This window comes from Nocardia sp. NPDC050435, assembly GCF_040655395.1.
Taxonomy (GTDB): domain Bacteria; phylum Actinomycetota; class Actinomycetes; order Mycobacteriales; family Mycobacteriaceae; genus Nocardia.
This window is the reverse complement of sequence record NZ_JBFAJW010000001.1, coordinates 551,913-566,629: the sequence shown is the minus strand read 5'-3', so window position 1 is coordinate 566,629 and position 14,717 is coordinate 551,913. Positions and strand designations below refer to the sequence as shown.

Annotated in this window: 17 protein-coding genes; 5 read left to right on the top strand and 12 right to left on the bottom strand. The window is 69.2% G+C overall.

Annotated elements, in window-relative coordinates; all coding sequences use genetic code 11:
• Positions 1–129: 129 nt before the first annotated feature.
• Entirely contained in the window at positions 130–1,962 is a 1,833-nt protein-coding gene (locus tag AB0I43_RS02720; protein WP_357431119.1) for a long-chain fatty acid--CoA ligase, read from the top strand.
• 56 nt (positions 1,963–2,018) lie between these two features.
• Here the strand turns inward: AB0I43_RS02720 and AB0I43_RS02715 are convergent, their stop codons facing one another.
• The 4 genes from AB0I43_RS02715 to AB0I43_RS02700 all read right to left on the bottom strand — a co-directional run bounded on the left by AB0I43_RS02715 (position 2,019) and on the right by AB0I43_RS02700 (position 4,893).
• Positions 2,019–2,546 carry a YbhB/YbcL family Raf kinase inhibitor-like protein gene (locus AB0I43_RS02715; protein ID WP_356972714.1) on the bottom strand — a complete coding sequence of 176 codons (528 nt, stop codon included), beginning with the start codon at positions 2,544–2,546 and terminating at the stop codon, positions 2,019–2,021.
• Positions 2,547–2,570: 24 nt separating this feature from the next.
• Complete coding sequence (locus AB0I43_RS02710) at positions 2,571–3,932, bottom strand: M20/M25/M40 family metallo-hydrolase (protein WP_356972713.1); 1,362 nt, start codon at positions 3,930–3,932, stop codon at positions 2,571–2,573.
• A 90-nt stretch (positions 3,933–4,022) separates the two neighbouring features.
• Positions 4,023–4,157, bottom strand: a complete 135-nt coding sequence (locus tag AB0I43_RS02705) for a hypothetical protein (protein ID WP_356972711.1) — start codon at positions 4,155–4,157, stop codon at positions 4,023–4,025.
• A gap of 166 nt (positions 4,158–4,323) precedes the next feature.
• Positions 4,324–4,893, bottom strand: a complete 570-nt coding sequence (locus tag AB0I43_RS02700) for a hypothetical protein (protein WP_356972710.1) — start codon at positions 4,891–4,893, stop codon at positions 4,324–4,326.
• Between the two features lie 342 nt (positions 4,894–5,235).
• Here AB0I43_RS02700 and AB0I43_RS02695 point away from each other — a divergent pair, with 342 nt between their 5' ends.
• Positions 5,236–5,688 carry a nitroreductase/quinone reductase family protein gene (locus tag AB0I43_RS02695; protein WP_357431117.1) on the top strand — a complete coding sequence of 151 codons (453 nt, stop codon included), beginning with the start codon at positions 5,236–5,238 and terminating at the stop codon, positions 5,686–5,688.
• Positions 5,689–5,727: 39 nt separating this feature from the next.
• Here AB0I43_RS02695 and AB0I43_RS02690 read toward each other — a convergent pair whose 3' ends face one another.
• The 5 genes from AB0I43_RS02690 to AB0I43_RS02670 all read right to left on the bottom strand — a co-directional run bounded on the left by AB0I43_RS02690 (position 5,728) and on the right by AB0I43_RS02670 (position 10,544).
• On the bottom strand, positions 5,728–6,348 hold the full coding sequence (locus AB0I43_RS02690; RefSeq protein ID WP_357431115.1) for a hypothetical protein: 621 nt from the start codon (positions 6,346–6,348) through the stop codon (positions 5,728–5,730).
• Between the two features lie 115 nt (positions 6,349–6,463).
• Positions 6,464–7,303: a phytanoyl-CoA dioxygenase family protein gene (locus AB0I43_RS02685; RefSeq protein ID WP_357431113.1), complete on the bottom strand. Its 840-nt coding sequence runs from the start codon at positions 7,301–7,303 to the stop codon at positions 6,464–6,466.
• Between the two features lie 36 nt (positions 7,304–7,339).
• Positions 7,340–8,035 (bottom strand): response regulator transcription factor, encoded by a 696-nt coding sequence (locus tag AB0I43_RS02680; protein WP_357431111.1) that lies wholly within the window; start codon positions 8,033–8,035, stop codon positions 7,340–7,342.
• Positions 8,032–9,108 carry a histidine kinase gene (locus AB0I43_RS02675; RefSeq protein ID WP_357431109.1) on the bottom strand — a complete coding sequence of 359 codons (1,077 nt, stop codon included), beginning with the start codon at positions 9,106–9,108 and terminating at the stop codon, positions 8,032–8,034. The genes AB0I43_RS02680 and AB0I43_RS02675 overlap by 4 nt, the downstream gene beginning before the upstream one ends.
• The gene (locus AB0I43_RS02670) at positions 9,105–10,544 is read right to left on the bottom strand and encodes a serine hydrolase domain-containing protein (protein WP_357431107.1); all 1,440 of its coding nucleotides are present in this window, start codon (positions 10,542–10,544) and stop codon (positions 9,105–9,107) included. Before AB0I43_RS02670 ends, AB0I43_RS02675 begins: the two co-directional genes overlap by 4 nt.
• 115 nt (positions 10,545–10,659) lie before the next feature.
• Here AB0I43_RS02670 and AB0I43_RS02665 point away from each other — a divergent pair, with 115 nt between their 5' ends.
• Complete coding sequence (locus AB0I43_RS02665) at positions 10,660–11,508, top strand: GNAT family N-acetyltransferase (RefSeq protein ID WP_357431105.1); 849 nt, start codon at positions 10,660–10,662, stop codon at positions 11,506–11,508.
• Positions 11,509–11,537: 29 nt separating this feature from the next.
• Here AB0I43_RS02665 and AB0I43_RS02660 read toward each other — a convergent pair whose 3' ends face one another.
• Entirely contained in the window at positions 11,538–11,936 is a 399-nt protein-coding gene (locus AB0I43_RS02660; protein WP_356972701.1) for a VOC family protein, read from the bottom strand.
• Positions 11,937–11,984: 48 nt separating this feature from the next.
• A complete protein-coding gene (locus AB0I43_RS02655) occupies positions 11,985–12,929 on the bottom strand; it encodes a zinc-binding dehydrogenase (protein WP_357431103.1) in 945 nt (314 codons plus the stop codon).
• Positions 12,930–13,008: 79 nt separating this feature from the next.
• Here AB0I43_RS02655 and AB0I43_RS02650 point away from each other — a divergent pair, with 79 nt between their 5' ends.
• The gene (locus AB0I43_RS02650) at positions 13,009–13,410 is read left to right on the top strand and encodes a helix-turn-helix domain-containing protein (protein WP_357431101.1); all 402 of its coding nucleotides are present in this window, start codon (positions 13,009–13,011) and stop codon (positions 13,408–13,410) included.
• 10 nt (positions 13,411–13,420) lie between these two features.
• On the opposite strand, the gene AB0I43_RS02645 is transcribed toward AB0I43_RS02650, so the two are convergent.
• Positions 13,421–13,822 (bottom strand): Dabb family protein, encoded by a 402-nt coding sequence (locus AB0I43_RS02645; protein WP_357431099.1) that lies wholly within the window; start codon positions 13,820–13,822, stop codon positions 13,421–13,423.
• A gap of 108 nt (positions 13,823–13,930) precedes the next feature.
• On the opposite strand from AB0I43_RS02645, the gene AB0I43_RS02640 reads away from it, so the two are divergent.
• Positions 13,931–14,557 carry a TetR/AcrR family transcriptional regulator gene (locus tag AB0I43_RS02640; RefSeq protein WP_357431098.1) on the top strand — a complete coding sequence of 209 codons (627 nt, stop codon included), beginning with the start codon at positions 13,931–13,933 and terminating at the stop codon, positions 14,555–14,557.
• Positions 14,558–14,717: the final 160 nt, after the last annotated feature.

The window sequence follows — 14,717 nt, the reverse complement described above, 5'->3', positions numbered from 1 at the left end:
CGATAAGTGAGCCGCGCCACTCGATGACGCGCCGAAGCGTGAGTTGATGACACAACCCTCTGCACACCGTGTCAGCGACGGCGAACCATCGAGGTCGGTTCTCAGACAGAAGCTATCGGGAACAGGAATATGAGCACTACAGAAATCGGTTTCGCGCACGAGTCCGGCAAAACGGTCTACACCGTTCCCGAGGCGTTCCAGGAGACGATCAAGCTGCGGCCCGACGCCATCGCGTTGCGCACCGTCGGCGGCACCACCGAGATCAGCTGGCAGCAGTACGGCGATCGGGTGCGGGTGATCGCGGCGGGGTTGGCCAAGCTGGGCGTCACGCACGGCGACACCGTCGGCATCATGCTCACCAACCGCCCGGAGTTCAACCTGGTCGACACGGCCGCCCTGCACCTGGGCGCCACCCCGTTCTCCATCTACAACACCAGCTCCCCCGAGCAGATCACCCACCTGTTCACCAATGCCGAGAACAAGGTCGTGATCACCGAGCGCGCGTTCCTGGACACGGTGCGCGGCGCGGGCGTCCAGCTCGAGCACATCGTGCTCGTCGACGGCGCCGCCGAGGGCGCGGTGGATCTGGCCGCCGTGGAAGCGGATCCGCTGGCCGACTTCGACTTCGACGCCGCCTGGCAGGCCGTCAAGCCCGAAGACCTGGCCACCCTGATCTACACCTCGGGCACCACCGGCCCGTCCAAGGGCGTGGAGATCACCCACCGCAACGTGCTCGCCCAGATCATCGCGCTGGTCAACGGCCCGCTGCGGGTCGGCTACGACGACCGCGCCATCTCCTACCTGCCGGCCGCGCACGTCGCCGACCGCATCTCCGGTCACGCCATCAGCCTGCTCACCGGCATGCTCGTCACCTGCGTACCCGATCCGCGTGAGATCGCGGCCGCGCTGCCCGACGCCCGCCCGACCGTCTTCTTCGGCGTGCCCCGGGTGTGGCAGAAGATCAAGGCCGGCATCGACGGCAAGCTCTCGCTCGAGCCGAGCCCGGTGAAGAAGAAGCTGGCGCACTGGGCCATCGAGACCGGTGTCCAGGCCGCCCGCGCCGATCTGGCCGGCAAGTCCCGCGGCCCGGTGCTGGGCCTGCAGTACAAGGTCGCCGACGCGCTGGTGCTGTCCAAGCTGCGCGCCGCGCTGGGCATGGACAACCTCAAGGTCGCCGCCTCCGGCGCCGCGGCGATCCCGCCGGACACCCTGGAGTACTACCTGGGCCTGGGCTTCACCGTCACCGAGGTGTGGGGCATGTCCGAGACCACCGGCGTCGGCACCTACACCGAGCTGGCCAAGCCGCGCCCCGGCTCGGTCGGCCGCGCGGTCGACGGCCTGGAGCTGCGCCTGGGCGAGGACGGCGAACTGCTGTGCCGCGGCCCGATCGTCACCCCCGGCTACCGCAAGCAGGCCGACAAGACCAAGGAGGCGATCGACGACGACGGCTGGCTGCACACCGGCGACGTCGCCACCATCGATGCCGACGGCTACGTCCGCATCGTGGACCGCAAGAAGGAACTGATCATCAACGAGGCGGGAAAGAACATCTCCCCCACCAACATCGAGAACTCGGTGAAGTCGGCGTCCTCGCTGATCGGTCAGGTCGTCGCGATCGGCGAGGCCAAGCCCTACATCGGCGCGCTGATCACCCTGGATCCCGACACCGCCGCCCTGCGCGCCAAGGCGCTGGACGCCCCCGGTGACGACCTGGCCGCCCTCGCCCAGCGCAAGGAGATCCTCGACGAGGTCCGCGCCGCCGTCGAGGCCGGCAACCGCAAGCTGTCGCGGGTGGAGCAGATCAAGCGCTTCACCGTCGTGCCGCAGCCGTGGGAGCCGGGCGGCGAGGAGCTGACCCCGACCATGAAGCTCAAGCGCAACCCGATCGCGGCCAAGTACGGCGCCGAGATCGCCGCGCTCTACGAGAAGGACGCCCCGGCGACCGTCATCGACCTGAAGTAGCCGGAAACGACAGTGGCCCCGGACTTCTCGGTCCGGGGCCACTGGCGTTCCGCGGGTCAGCTCACCTCGTAGGTACCGATCAGCGTCGCGCGGCCCAGGGTGTGGAAGAACAGGTTGAATCCGAGCACCGCGGGCGCCACGTTCTCGTCGATGTCGAGCTGCTCGACGTCGACGGCGTGCACCACCACGAAGTAGCGGTGCGGGCCGTGCCCCTGCGGCGGGGCCGCGCCGACGTAGCCGGGGAATCCGGCGTCGTTGCGCAGGTTCAGCGCGCCCGCGGGCAGGCTGCCGCCCTTGCTGCCCGCACCGGCCGGCAGGGAGGTGGTCTCGGCCGGGATGTTCGCCGCCGCCCAGTGCCAGAAGCCGGAGGCGGTCGGGGCGTCCGGATCGTAGACGGTGACCGCGAAACTCTTGGTCTCCGGCGGGAATCCGGACCAGGACAGCTGCGGCGAGATGTCCTTGCCGCCCGCGCCCAGGACATCGCTGACCTGATCGTTGCCGAGGGTCTTGCCCTCTTCGATATCGGCGGAGGTGACGGTGAAGCTCGGGACCTGCGGAAGCGCGTCGTACGGGTTGTAGCTCATGGTTCCCCTTCTACTTCGATGAGATCAGCTGTGCAACAGGAAGTGTTCCAGGACGCGGGTGCCGAATTCGAGCGCTTCGACCGGAACGCGCTCGTCCACACCGTGGAACAGGGCACTGAAATCCAGATCCGGCGGCAATTGCAGGGGTGCGAAGCCGAAGCAGCGAATACCCAACCGGGCGAACGCTTTCGCGTCGGTGCCGCCGGAGAGCATGTACGGCACGGTGCGGCCCTGCGGATCGTGGGCGAGGATCGCCTCGTTCATCGCCTCGACCAGGTCGCCGTCGAAGGTGGTCTCGTAGGAGTCGAGTTTGGTGATCCACTCCCGCTCCACGTCGGGGCCGATGAGTTCGTCGACCTCGCGTTCGAACTCGGCCTGCCGGCCCGGCACCACTCGGCAGTCGACCACCGCCTCGGCCGTCTGCGGGATGACATTGGCCTTGTAGCCCGCACTGAGCATGGTCGGGTTCGCCGTGTCGCGCAGCGTGGCGCCGATGATGCGGGAGATGGTGCCCAGCTTGGCCAGCTGGCCTTCGATATCGGGACTGTGCGGATCGAACTGCAGCCCCGTCTCCTCGGCGACCGCCTTCAGGAACTCCGCGACCGAGTCCGAGAGCACCAGCGGGAAGGTGTGCTTGCCCAGGCGCGCCACCGCGTCGGCCAGAATGGTGACCGCGTTGTCCTCGTGCAGGAACGAACCGTGCCCGGCGCGGGCCTTGGCGCGCAACCGCATCCAGCCCAGGCCCTTCTCGGCGGTCTCCACCAGATACAGGCGGCGCTCGGTGCCGTCGGGGCGCGGGACCGTCAACGAGAAGCCGCCGACCTCACCGACCGCCTCGGTGATGCCCTCGAACAGGTCGGGCCGGTTGTCGACCAGCCACTGCGAGCCCCACTTGCCGCCCGCCTCCTCGTCGGCGAGGAAGGCGAACACGATGTCGCGCGGGGGCACCGTGCCCTCGATCTTGAACTGGCGGGCGATGGCCAGCATCATGCCGACCATGTCCTTCATATCGATCGCGCCGCGACCCCAGACATAGCCGTCGCGCACCGCCCCGGAGAACGGATGCACGCTCCAATCCGAGGCTTCGGCGGGCACCACGTCCAGATGGCCGTGCATGAGCAGGGCGCCGCGGCTGGGATCGGCGCCCCGCAGGCGGGCGAACACATTGCCGCGCCCGGGCTGCCCGGATTCCACGTACTCGGTGGTGTAGCCGACCTCTTGTAGCTGATCGGCCACCCACTGCGCGCACTCGTGCTCGCCCTTGGTGGTTTCCAGCTCGCCGGTATTGGAGGTGTCGAATCTGATCAGCGCGCTGACCAGCTCGACCACCTCGTTCACCGCGCGAGACCTGCCTTGGGGATCGGGACGTTCACCGTTTGCGGACACGTCCCTTTCCTACCATCCGGACCGGGACCCGCGCCGCGAGGACCTGGCGCGGAATTCCGATCACCCCGATCCGATCCCTGGCCCGGATCCCTACTGCGAGCAGGCGATGGCCGCGCAAGGCAATTCGGGCAGGGGTGCCGCTTCGGCCTCGGCGAGCGCCAAACCGATGGCTGTCATCAGAACCGAAACCACACCCGTAATCGCGCACATCTTCGTGAAGCGCATGTCACTCCTTTATCGGTGTCCGTTTTTGTTCTGGCGGGAATGCTAGGTGCGGATCGGGGCCGGGTTCGGGATCATCGCGGCGTTTCCCGGCCTCGGATCGGTATCGTTCGGAAGCATCGAAAAGGCCCCCGGCTGCGGACCGGGGGCCTTTTACGGTGTGCGAGTGTTACTCGGCGCTGCCGGAATGCGCGCGGGCCGACTCGGCCTCGGCATCGTCGTCGTCCTGAGCACCTTCGCTCTTGGACGGGTCGGACTTCTGCCCCTTCACGCTCGGCGCGTCGGCCTTGGGGGCCTGATCGTCCTTGGCGCCCTGCTCGTCACCGAAGGACGGGAGGGACGGCAAGCCCGGCAGACCGTTGGACTCTTCCTCTTCCTGCCGCGAGCCCTGCTGCAGCTGATCAGCCGAGCCCTGCTCGCCCTTGCGGGACTGGCCCTGCTGGGCCTCCGGGCTGTCGGCCTCGGCCCCACCCTTCTTGGAGCCCTTGCCGTCCGCGGGCTCGGACTTGCGGCTCTTCGGGGCCTGCTCGTCCTGCGCACCACCCAGGCCCGGCAGCCCGGGCAGTTCCGACAGCTGGGGAACCATGTCCATCAGGCCGTCCAGCGGGCCGTCAGCGACCTGGGACACCGCAGCCGGGGCCGGGGCGTCAGCCGCGGCCTGCGCCGCGGGCAGCGCCACGAAACCCGCCGTCGCGGCGGCAAACACTCCGGTCAGGGAAATCAGTCCTGCGATACGCATACCACTCCTTTTTCCGGTTGGTTTGATACGGAGGGGAATGCTAATAGATCAACGCAGCAGCCGACCGGTACGCACAATCACGGCGTTTCCGATTTACTCGTAATTTCTTTTTATTGCATTTCGCCCGGTGGTGGCCGGGAAAAGTTCGCGGCGCCGCGCCGAGCACGCGTGCGCACCCGCCAGGGTTTATGCCGCAGCGCATGCAATAGGCGCGGTCGCCGAATTCTCTTTTCCCGCATTGCCACATTCCGCGCGGCGGGCCCGGGGCGCGGGCACGGATCAGGGTGCGGAATCGGGGGTCACCCCGATGCGGTGCGCCCCACGCGGGCGGACAGTAGAAGCATGTCGCGCAGACCTTATGTTCCGCCTCGCTGGTTCATCGTCTCGGCCTGGTATGTCCATCGTGCGCTCTATCGGGGCTCGGGCGGCCGCCTGGGGCTCGGGCGGCCGCGCAACCGAAACCATTGGGGGACACTGCGGCTCACCACCGTCGGGCGGCGGACCGGTCAGCAGCGCAGCGTCCTGCTCGGATACTTCGAGGACGGGCCGAATCTGGTCACCCTCGCGATGAACGGGTGGGGTCCGGCCGAACCGGCGTGGTGGCTGAACCTGCGGTCTTCCCCGGAGGCGACGGTCGAACTGAAGGACGGTGCGCGCGCGGTGCGCGGGCGCGCCGCCACCGGTGCGGAACGAAATCGGTTGTGGGACAGGTGGCGTGAGATCGATCACGATCTCGACGGGTTCGCCGCGCGGCGGCCGAAGGAGACCGCCGTGGTGGTGCTCGAGCCGCGGTGAGTCGACGCCGGGTCGGCCGGACGATCCGCGCCGAGGCGGTCAGTTCGTCGCCGAAGTCGTCGGCGAGCTCGTGACCGTGGTGGTCGGTGTGGGCGAGCTGGTCACCGTGGCCTTGATCGGCCAGGGGCAGCGGCCGTCGCGCTCCAGGGCGTTGATCTCCTCGGCCGAGCGCGGGTCACCGGTGTAATCGAGCCGGTCCGTGCACTTCTGCCATTCACCGCAGACGATGATGCCGCATTCGTCGGTGCCGGGCACGGTCGTGGTGGGCGGCGGATTGCCGCAGGTGCCCGGGCCGCAATTGTCCGTGCCGGGCGGCGGGTTGCCACAGGTGCCGGGTCCGCAGTTGTCGGTGCCGGGGGCGGCGGTAGTCGGCGGCGGGTTGCCGCAGGTGCCCGGGCCGCAGTTGTCCGTGCCCGGCGCGGGCGGCGCGGCCACGGTCGGCGAGTTCGCGGCCGGTTCGTTCGGCGACACCGCCGGGTCTCCCGGTGCCGCGGTGCCGGTCGTGGTCTTGCTCGCCGGGGGCGTGGTCTTCGTGGTGGAGCTGGAAGCCGGGCCGCCGGAGCCGGATTGTGCACTGCCGCACGCTGTTACGGCGAGAACCAAGCCGATCAGAACGGCCAGCAGGCCCAGTAACACACGCAGCCGAGAACCCGTACGCATTGTCAACTTCCTCCCGCTGCGCGATCGCAGCACCACCCCGACCCGAGCTCAACAGCTGAGCTACCTGTCATTCGGCGTGACGGCCACGTTGTTACAGCCTGGAAGTTTCCCGGTGCTACTCCAGCAGGCGCTTGGGATGCATGCCATCGACCTGTCCGATGAAGGGCGGATGAATGCTGTATCCCAGCATGCGGCGGATGTCCTCGGAGACCGCGCGCACCACCTCGTGCGGGGTGGACAGGGTGAACGCCTCCTGCGGGCGCAGCCAGGGCTCGCAGTACTGGGCGGTGAGCGCCAGGCGCGGGCGCGGCGAGCGGTTCGCGCCGCCGCCGTGCCAGAGGGTGCCGAGGAAGAACACGCACGAACCGGCCGGCATGACGATCGGGGTGCGTACCGTGCCGGGGATCGGCAGCCGGTTGTCCCAGTGCTGGCTGCCCACCACGACATCGGTGGCGCCGTTGTCGGCGGTGAAATCATCGATGGCCCAGATGGTCGCGGCACCGAGGGCCGCGCGCGGGCGCGGGACGGGGTAGAAGCCGTCGTCGGTGTGCAGCATCTGCGCGTTCTCACCGGGCAGGATGTTGATCACCTGCAGCATGGACAGCAGGTAGTTCGGCAGGAACAGCCGGTCCAGCAGCGCCAGCACCCGGGGATGATCCACGATGCGGTCGCAGCTGCGCGTCTTGTTCAGCACGCTGTAGATCCGCTGGGTGGCATGGCCTTCGAAGTTGTTGCGCCCCGTGCGTTCCAGCAGCGGCTGCACCTCGCCGCGGATCTCGGCCAGCTCCGCGGGACTCAGCAGCCCCTCCAGGATCACGTAGCCATCACTGTGCACGGCCGCAAGATCGGCGGCCACCACCGCGGGATCCACGGCTGCCCCACCACTTTCGGAACGGCGATACGTTCCGGCGAGATCACCCGCCAGGTCGACAATCGATGACACCTCAGCGCTCATGACGCCCCTCCGATCCACGCACCGCACTGCACGCTGTCATTGTGCTCCCCCGTGCCGCCGCGCGCCTCCGATCGCGTCCCAGTCGTCGATCAACCCGGCCTCGTGCGCCAGAATCGCCGCTCGGACACGGTTGCTCGCGCCGATGCGGTGCAGGATCGCACTCACGTGCGCCTTCACCGTGCCCTCCGCGATCTGCAGCCGCTCGGCGATCTCCTGATTCGACAGCCCCTGCCCGACACAGGTCAGCACCTCGCGCTCGCGCCCGGTCAACTGCGCCACGCGCGCCCGCGCGGCACTCCGGCGCTCCAGCGCCCCGCCGCTGAGTTCGGTGATCACCCGGTGCGCGATCCGCGGCGACAGAAACGCCGCCCCTTTCGCCGCGGCGTGCACGCCCATGAGCAGTTCGCGCGGGTCCGACGCTTTGAGCAGAAACCCCTTCACCCCGGCCGCCAGCGCCCGCGCCACATAGTCACCCTCGTCGAAGGTGGTCAGCACGACCACCGCGATTCCCGGTTGCACCCTGCGCAATTCAGCGGCGGCTGCCAACCCGTCCATGCCCGGCATCCGGATGTCGAGCAGCGCGACATCGGGATCATGCACCCGCGCCAACTCGAGCGCCCGCCCACCGTCACCCGCCTCGGCCACCACCTCGATCTCCGGATCACTGCCCAGAATCGCGCGCACTCCGGCCCTGATCATGGCCTCGTCATCGGCCAGCAGCACCCGGATCACGACTCCGCCACCACCGGCCGCAGCGGAATACCGGCGGTAACTATGAAATCCGAACCACCCGACTCGGCACGAAACGTGCCCCCCAGCAGCTCGACCCGCTCGGCCAACCCGATCAACCCGGTGCCGGCAGACCGAGATTCGACCACTCCGACCAACGGCACCCGCCCTCCACCAGCACTCGACTCGGCCGCAGCGACCAGCGGCGTCCAGCTCCCAGCATTCGAACCATGCGACTGGGCTGCGGTTGACGTCGGTGTGGAGTGTGGGTTGGTGACGATGACGGTGAGGATGTCGCGGTGGGGCTCGAAACGGATGTGGACAGGCTGGCCGGGTGCGTGCCGGGCGGCGTTGGTCAAGGTTTCCTGGATGAGGCGGCGGAGGGTCTGTTCTGCTGGTGGCGGGAGGGGGTGGGTTGTCGGCTGGTGGAGTTCGACCGTCATGCCCGCTGACCGGGCGCGGGCGATGAGGGCATCGACGGAGAGGCTCGGTGGTTCGGGGCCGGTGTCGGTGCGCAGGAGGCCGACGGTGCGGCGGAGTTCGTCGGAGGCGGTGACCGCTGCTTCGCGGAGGCGGCGGGCGGATTCCCGGGTGGGTTCGTCGAGGGTGGCGCCGAGCTCGAGGGCGCCGGCTTGGACGGCGATCAAAGCGAGTTCGTGGCCGAGCGCGTCGTGCATGTCGGTGGCGATGCGGGCGCGTTCGCGCAGCCGGGCGCTCTCGGCGGTCAAGGTCTGGGTTCGTTCCAGCTGAGTTATCCGGTCGGCGCCGGCCGCGAGGAGTTCGGCCTGCTGGCGGCGGTAGCGGCCGATCACCCAGGGCAGGGCCACGAACAGCGCGAGCGTCATTCCGGCGCTGATCGATTCGGCGACGTCCACGGCCGCGATCGCGGCGGCCGCGCCGAAGGCGACCAAGAGGACGGGGCCGCCCCGCTCCGTCGGCACCCGGCGGCCTTGCAGGTAGGCGGCGAGGAACAGCACGGCGAAAAGCAGCTGCCGCCACGGCGGAAGGCCCTCCATGCCGAGTCCGTTCAGCACGCCACCCGCGGCCGTGATCGCGAGAAGAGCGCCGTACTTCATTGGACCGACCTTACCGAGCGCAGGCGGAGCAACCGCGCGGTCACCGTGGCCGTACCGGCCAGCGCGAGGACGGAGAGGCTGATCGTCAGGGGCGCGGCGAAGTACGTCAGCTGAGACCAGGTGACGTGTCGGCCGCCGGTGACGAACGAGATGATCGGCGGGTACGCGGCGAACACCGCGATCGGCAGGACCGCCGGCAGCAGCCGCGGCGCAATCGCCCACCACGGACGCCCGGCGCGCCGCCGTGCCCACCGCTGCGACCGGACCACTCCGGCGACGCCCAGCGCGAGCGCGAGCACGGCGATCGACCCGAGAATCGCTTCGAACAGCTGCCTGCCGCCGCCGACCTGCGCGGGTGTCTCGCCTCGGCTCAGCGCGACCAACCCGTGGACGATGTCGTAGGTGTCGTCCTGGAGGGCCGCGCTGTTGGCGAGTACCGCGAATCCGAAGCCCGTCGCCGGATCGATGGCCTGAAACGCGTTGTAGGTGAACAGATTTCCACTGTGCACCAGCAGGTCGGCACCGCCGTCCGCCGATTCCGGAGCCCAGCCCATGGCGTACTCGTCCACCGGCGACGACGTGTGCAGGACCTCCAGGCTCGCCTGGCTCAGCAATCGCGGCCCATGCCCGTTGTGCGCGATCAGCCACTTCCCCAGATCGGCCGCGGTGGTGATGACCCCGCCGCTGCCGCTGTCGTCCAGGAATCCGGCCAGCTCGGGCCGCGCGACCCAGCGACCGAAAATCGAGTTGAACCCCTCGGCAGGCATGACCTGGTCGGCGCGCACCGCGCTGTGCCCCATCCCGAGTGGGCCGAAGACGCGCTCGGCCAGGAAGTCACCGAAGCTGCGCCCGCTCGCCACCTCGACCAAGCGGGCCGCGAGGTTGTAGTTCACGTTGCAGTACTCGAACGCGGCCCCGGGGTCGGTGGCGAGGGCGGCGTCGCGCAAGCGGCTCACGTACTCGGCCAGCGACCCCGCCTCCCCCAGCTCCCCGATATCGACGGTCGAATCCGTGAGCCCCGAGGTCTGGTTCAGCAGGTGCCGGACCGTCACGGCACCGGCTCGCGGATCTCGCAGCCCGAAGCCGGGGAGCTGCTCGGCGACCGGCCGGTCCAGGCCGATTCGCCCCTCCTCCACCAGGATCAGCACGGCGGTGGCGGTGAACGCTTTGCTGAGCGACGCGATCCGCATCGGGGTATCCGCGGTGACCGCCCGACCGCCGGAATCACGACCGTAACCGGCCGCGTGCACGATCCGATCCCCGTGGGTGACGACAGCCGACAACCCCGGCAATCCCGTCTTGTCGAGCGCAGTGCGGAGATAGTCGTCGACAGCGGCCGGCGTCAGCGCAGGCGGCGCCGCGTACGCGGCCGGTAGCGCACCCGGACCTGCGACGAGACCGGCCACGAAGACCAGGACGGCGAGAAATCTGAACATGCCGACAACGCTAGGGATTCCAGCGCCCGCGCAAATCCCCCGATCGACCACACTTACCCCGGACGAAAGTTATAGAGCCGCGCCCTGATCACCCGATCGGCGCTACCGTGGACGAATGCCGGATGCCGTGCGCCCCGACGCCCTCGTCATCACCCGTGCCACCCCGGAAGACTGGTCCACCGTGATCGACTGGGCCGACGACGAGGGCTGGAACCCGGGTGCGGGCGACGCGGCTCCCTTCTTCACCCAGGATCCCGACGGCTTCTTCCTGGGCCGGATCGACGGCGAACCGGCCACCGCGGTGTCGGTGGTGAATTACGGCCCGGACTACGCCTTCCTCGGCTTCTACCTGGTCCGCAAAGACCTGCGCGGCCGCGGGCTCGGCATCGCTACCTGGCGCGCGGGCCTCGAGCACGCGGGCGGGCGGGTCGTGGGCTTGGACGGCGTCCCCGATCAGCAGGCGAACTATCGGCGCAGCGGCTTCGAACTCGCCTACCGCACCGCCCGATACACCGGGACCCCACTGCTGGATCCGCCCGACGGAACGGTGCGGGCCCTCGCCCCCGGCGACCTGTCCCGGGTCCACGACTACGACTCGGCCTGCCTGCCCGCCGACCGCCCCGGCTTCCTGACCGCGTGGCTCACCGACCCGCACCACCGCACGGTCGTCCGCGTCGTGGACGACCGCCTCACCGGCTTCGGCACCATCCGCCCCGCCCGGGACGCCCCGCGCGTGGGCCCACTGTTCGCCGACACCGCCGACGACGCCCGCCACCTGCTGGCCGCGTTGGCGGCGGAAGGCCCACTGGCAGTAGATGTTCCGCTCCGGAACGACCCCGCGGTCCGGCTCGCCGAGCAGGCCGGATTGCAGCCGAGTTTCGAGACGGCCCGCATGTACACCGGGCCGGTCCGACCGCACCGGATCGACCGGGTCTTCGGCACCACCACCCTCGAGTTGGGCTGAATTCCGCCGGAAACCCGCCGACCCCGAGATCAGTCCGGAACGGTCGCGGCCAGAGGCGCTCCAACGATCCACTCGTGCCCGAACGGATCGCGCATCCGGCCCTGCCGGACCCCGTAGGGCTGATCCGCCACCTCGAACACGCTCTCACCACCCGCCTCGACCATGCGCGCGGCCAGCCGATCCGGGTCGTCCACCAGCACGGTGAGCAGGACGCCCAGTCCGCCCAGCTGACCCGGATCCCGGTCGACGGCATCGGCGTCCTTGAGCTGGAATACCGCACCACCGGGCACCTCGAGTTCGGCGAAGACGACTCGACCGTCCGCGTCGTGCCGCTCGCGCAGCACCGCTCCGAATACGTCGCCGTAGTAGCGGATCGCCGCCGCGGCCCCTTCGACAACCAACTTCGGTGTGATCTTCTCGATGTTCATGGCACCATCCTGACCTCCCGCAACGCCGGCGGCTTGGACGTTTGGCACCTAGGGGGTCAGCACGAGGCGGCCGCGCAATTTCCCCGCGTGTAGACGCTCGTGCGCGGTCGCCGCCTGCTCCAGCGGCAGGGTCGCGGCCACCCGCAAGGTCAACCGGCTCGCGACGAGTTCGGCGAGCGTATCGGCGGCGGCGCTGATCCACTGCCGATGAATCCCGATGCCGCGCAACGCGGTCGGCGGGGTTCCCCCGACGACGGTGGCGAACGCGCCGCGCGTGCGGACCGCCGCCAAGGCGCGCACGCCCAGGCCCGCGGTGTCGAGCGCGCCGTCCACACCGCCGGGAACCAGGGCGCGCACCGCGGCCGCCAGATCACCGACCGCCCGGTCGACCACCCACTCCGCCCCCACCGCATGGAGGAAATCCGCGTCCCCGGCTGCCGCGACAGCGGCGACTCGCAGCCCGCGCCGACCGGCCAATTCCACCGCGAACCCGCCGACCGCACCCGCCGCGCCCGTGACCAGCACGGTCGCACCCGGCGGCAAGCCGAGGAGATCCAGCGCCTGCAGCGCGGTCGAACCGTTCAACGGCAGGGTCGCCGCCGCCACGGCGTCGACCTCGGGCGGCGCGGCCACGACCGCGCTCGTATCCAGTACGACGTAGTCGGCATAGGTACCCAGATCGACGTCGAGCAGATCACGTAAACCGATCACTTTCTGCCCCACCGCGAAAGCACCGGCACCCGCCCCTACGCCCGCGACGACTCCGGCGACGTCCCACCCCACGCCGGTGACAGCGCGCTCGGCCATGAGACCGGCCTCGACCAGCGCCCCCGACCGGGTCACGAGGTCGACGGGATTGACCGTCGCGGCTTCCACCCGGATCAGCACCTGCCCCGGACCCGGTGCGGGCACCTGGATTTCGATCATTTCCAGCACGTGCGGGTCCCCGTATCCTCGGGCGACAACCGCGCGCATCGTCTGTTCCTCAGCCATGCCACACAACGTATGGAGAGGTACTCTCCATCGGGAAGTAGGCACTCGTAAGTGCCTACCGCACCGAAGGGAGAGCGCTGTGCCCACTCGCACGGCCGCCGAGCAGCGCGCGCGGGCGAGCGCGGCCTACGACGCCTATCTCGCCGAATGCCCGGCCCGCCAATTGCTGGACCGGATCGCCGACAAGTGGGTCAGCCTCGTGATCACCGCCCTCGCCGACGGGCCGCAGCGCTACAGCGATCTGCAACGCCGGCTGGCCAGCGTCAGCCAGAAGATGCTGACCCAGACCCTGCGTCACCTCGAACGCGACGGCCTGGTCACGCGCACCCTCGCCCCCGCGGCCCCAGTTCGCGTCGACTACGAGCTCACCGAGCTCGGCGCCTCGCTGCTGCCGGTGATGCGGGCGATCAAGTCCTGGGCCGAAACCCACATGGACGAGGTCAAGCACGCCCGCGCCGCCTACGACGACACCCGCCGCTGAGCCGTTCGCGCTAGGCAATCCGCACCTGCGGAATCGATGCCATCAACGCGGCCCACTCGGGATAGCGCGCGAGTTTGTCCTCGTGCAGCGCCCCCAGTTTCGCGCCCAGCTCGGGGTCCGGATCGTCGGAGGTATCGGGCCCGATGACCAGGGTGTCGAGGTACGGGATGAGCTCCGGATCGCCGGCCAGATGGACCGGATCGTCCATGTAGCGCCGCACCGCGTCCAGATCGGCCAGGCCGACACAGTAGGCGTGGGTGAGCCCCTCCGCCGGGTCGCCCAGATGCTGCCCGACCACCGCGAACTCCACCGAATCGACCGCCGCAGTGCGCCGCAGCACCGCGAGCGCGGACTCCAGCTCCTGCTCCGTCACGCCTTCCCGGAACTTGAATCGTAGCTGGTGAACAATCATCTCTATCCTCCCAATTGAACTTGCTGGTTCAAATTAGTGGGTTCGTGGGTAACATTGCAAGAGTGAACCCGAGAGTTCAAAGAAGTTGACTCGGCTTAGGATTGGCCCGTGACGGGAGCAGCAACCGGCCGGGGCCGAATCGATAAGCGCCACGCCATCCTGGAGGCGGCCTTCGCGGTGTTCGCCGAACGCGGCTACGCCCAGGCCTGCGTGCAGGAGATCGCCGACGCGGCCGGCGTCGCCAAACCCACCGTCTACAACCACCTCAACGACAAGGAGACCCTGCTCCGCCACGCGATGGAAACCGCCGCCGACACCGTCGGGGCGGACTGCCTGCAGGCCCTCGCGCGCCTGCGCGACGACGTCACGGATCTCGAAGCAGCCCTGCGCGATTGCGCCGTCCGCATGCTGAAGGTCTGCAACAGTCCGCGCGCCCGCGCGTTGCGTTCGCTCACCTATGCCCAACTGGGCACCCTCCCCGACCTGGCCGATCTGGTCCAGGACCGCACCTCCGGCCGCCTCGCCGAAGCACTCGCCGACCGGCTGGCCCGCCTGGCGCTGTCCGGACGGCTGCGCTCGTGCGACCCCGCCGTGGCCGCCGAACAACTCCTCGCCCTGCTCACCGGACCGCTCGAAGCCCGGACCCGGCTCGGCACCCGCAAGGTCACCACCGCCGAACTCGAGGCGATCTCCGCCGCCGCCGTGGCGACCTTCCTCGCCGCCTACGGCAACTAGCCCCTTTCCCTCCTCTCTGTGCAGTTTTGAAACCGCACAGACGTTTCGCGGTACGGCAGACAGGTTGTTTAATACATAGTTAGATGCGCATATCGACACACTGGGATGTCAAACAGGCTTCTAAGAGCAGCGGTGACCGGTGCCACGACCGATCACCGCT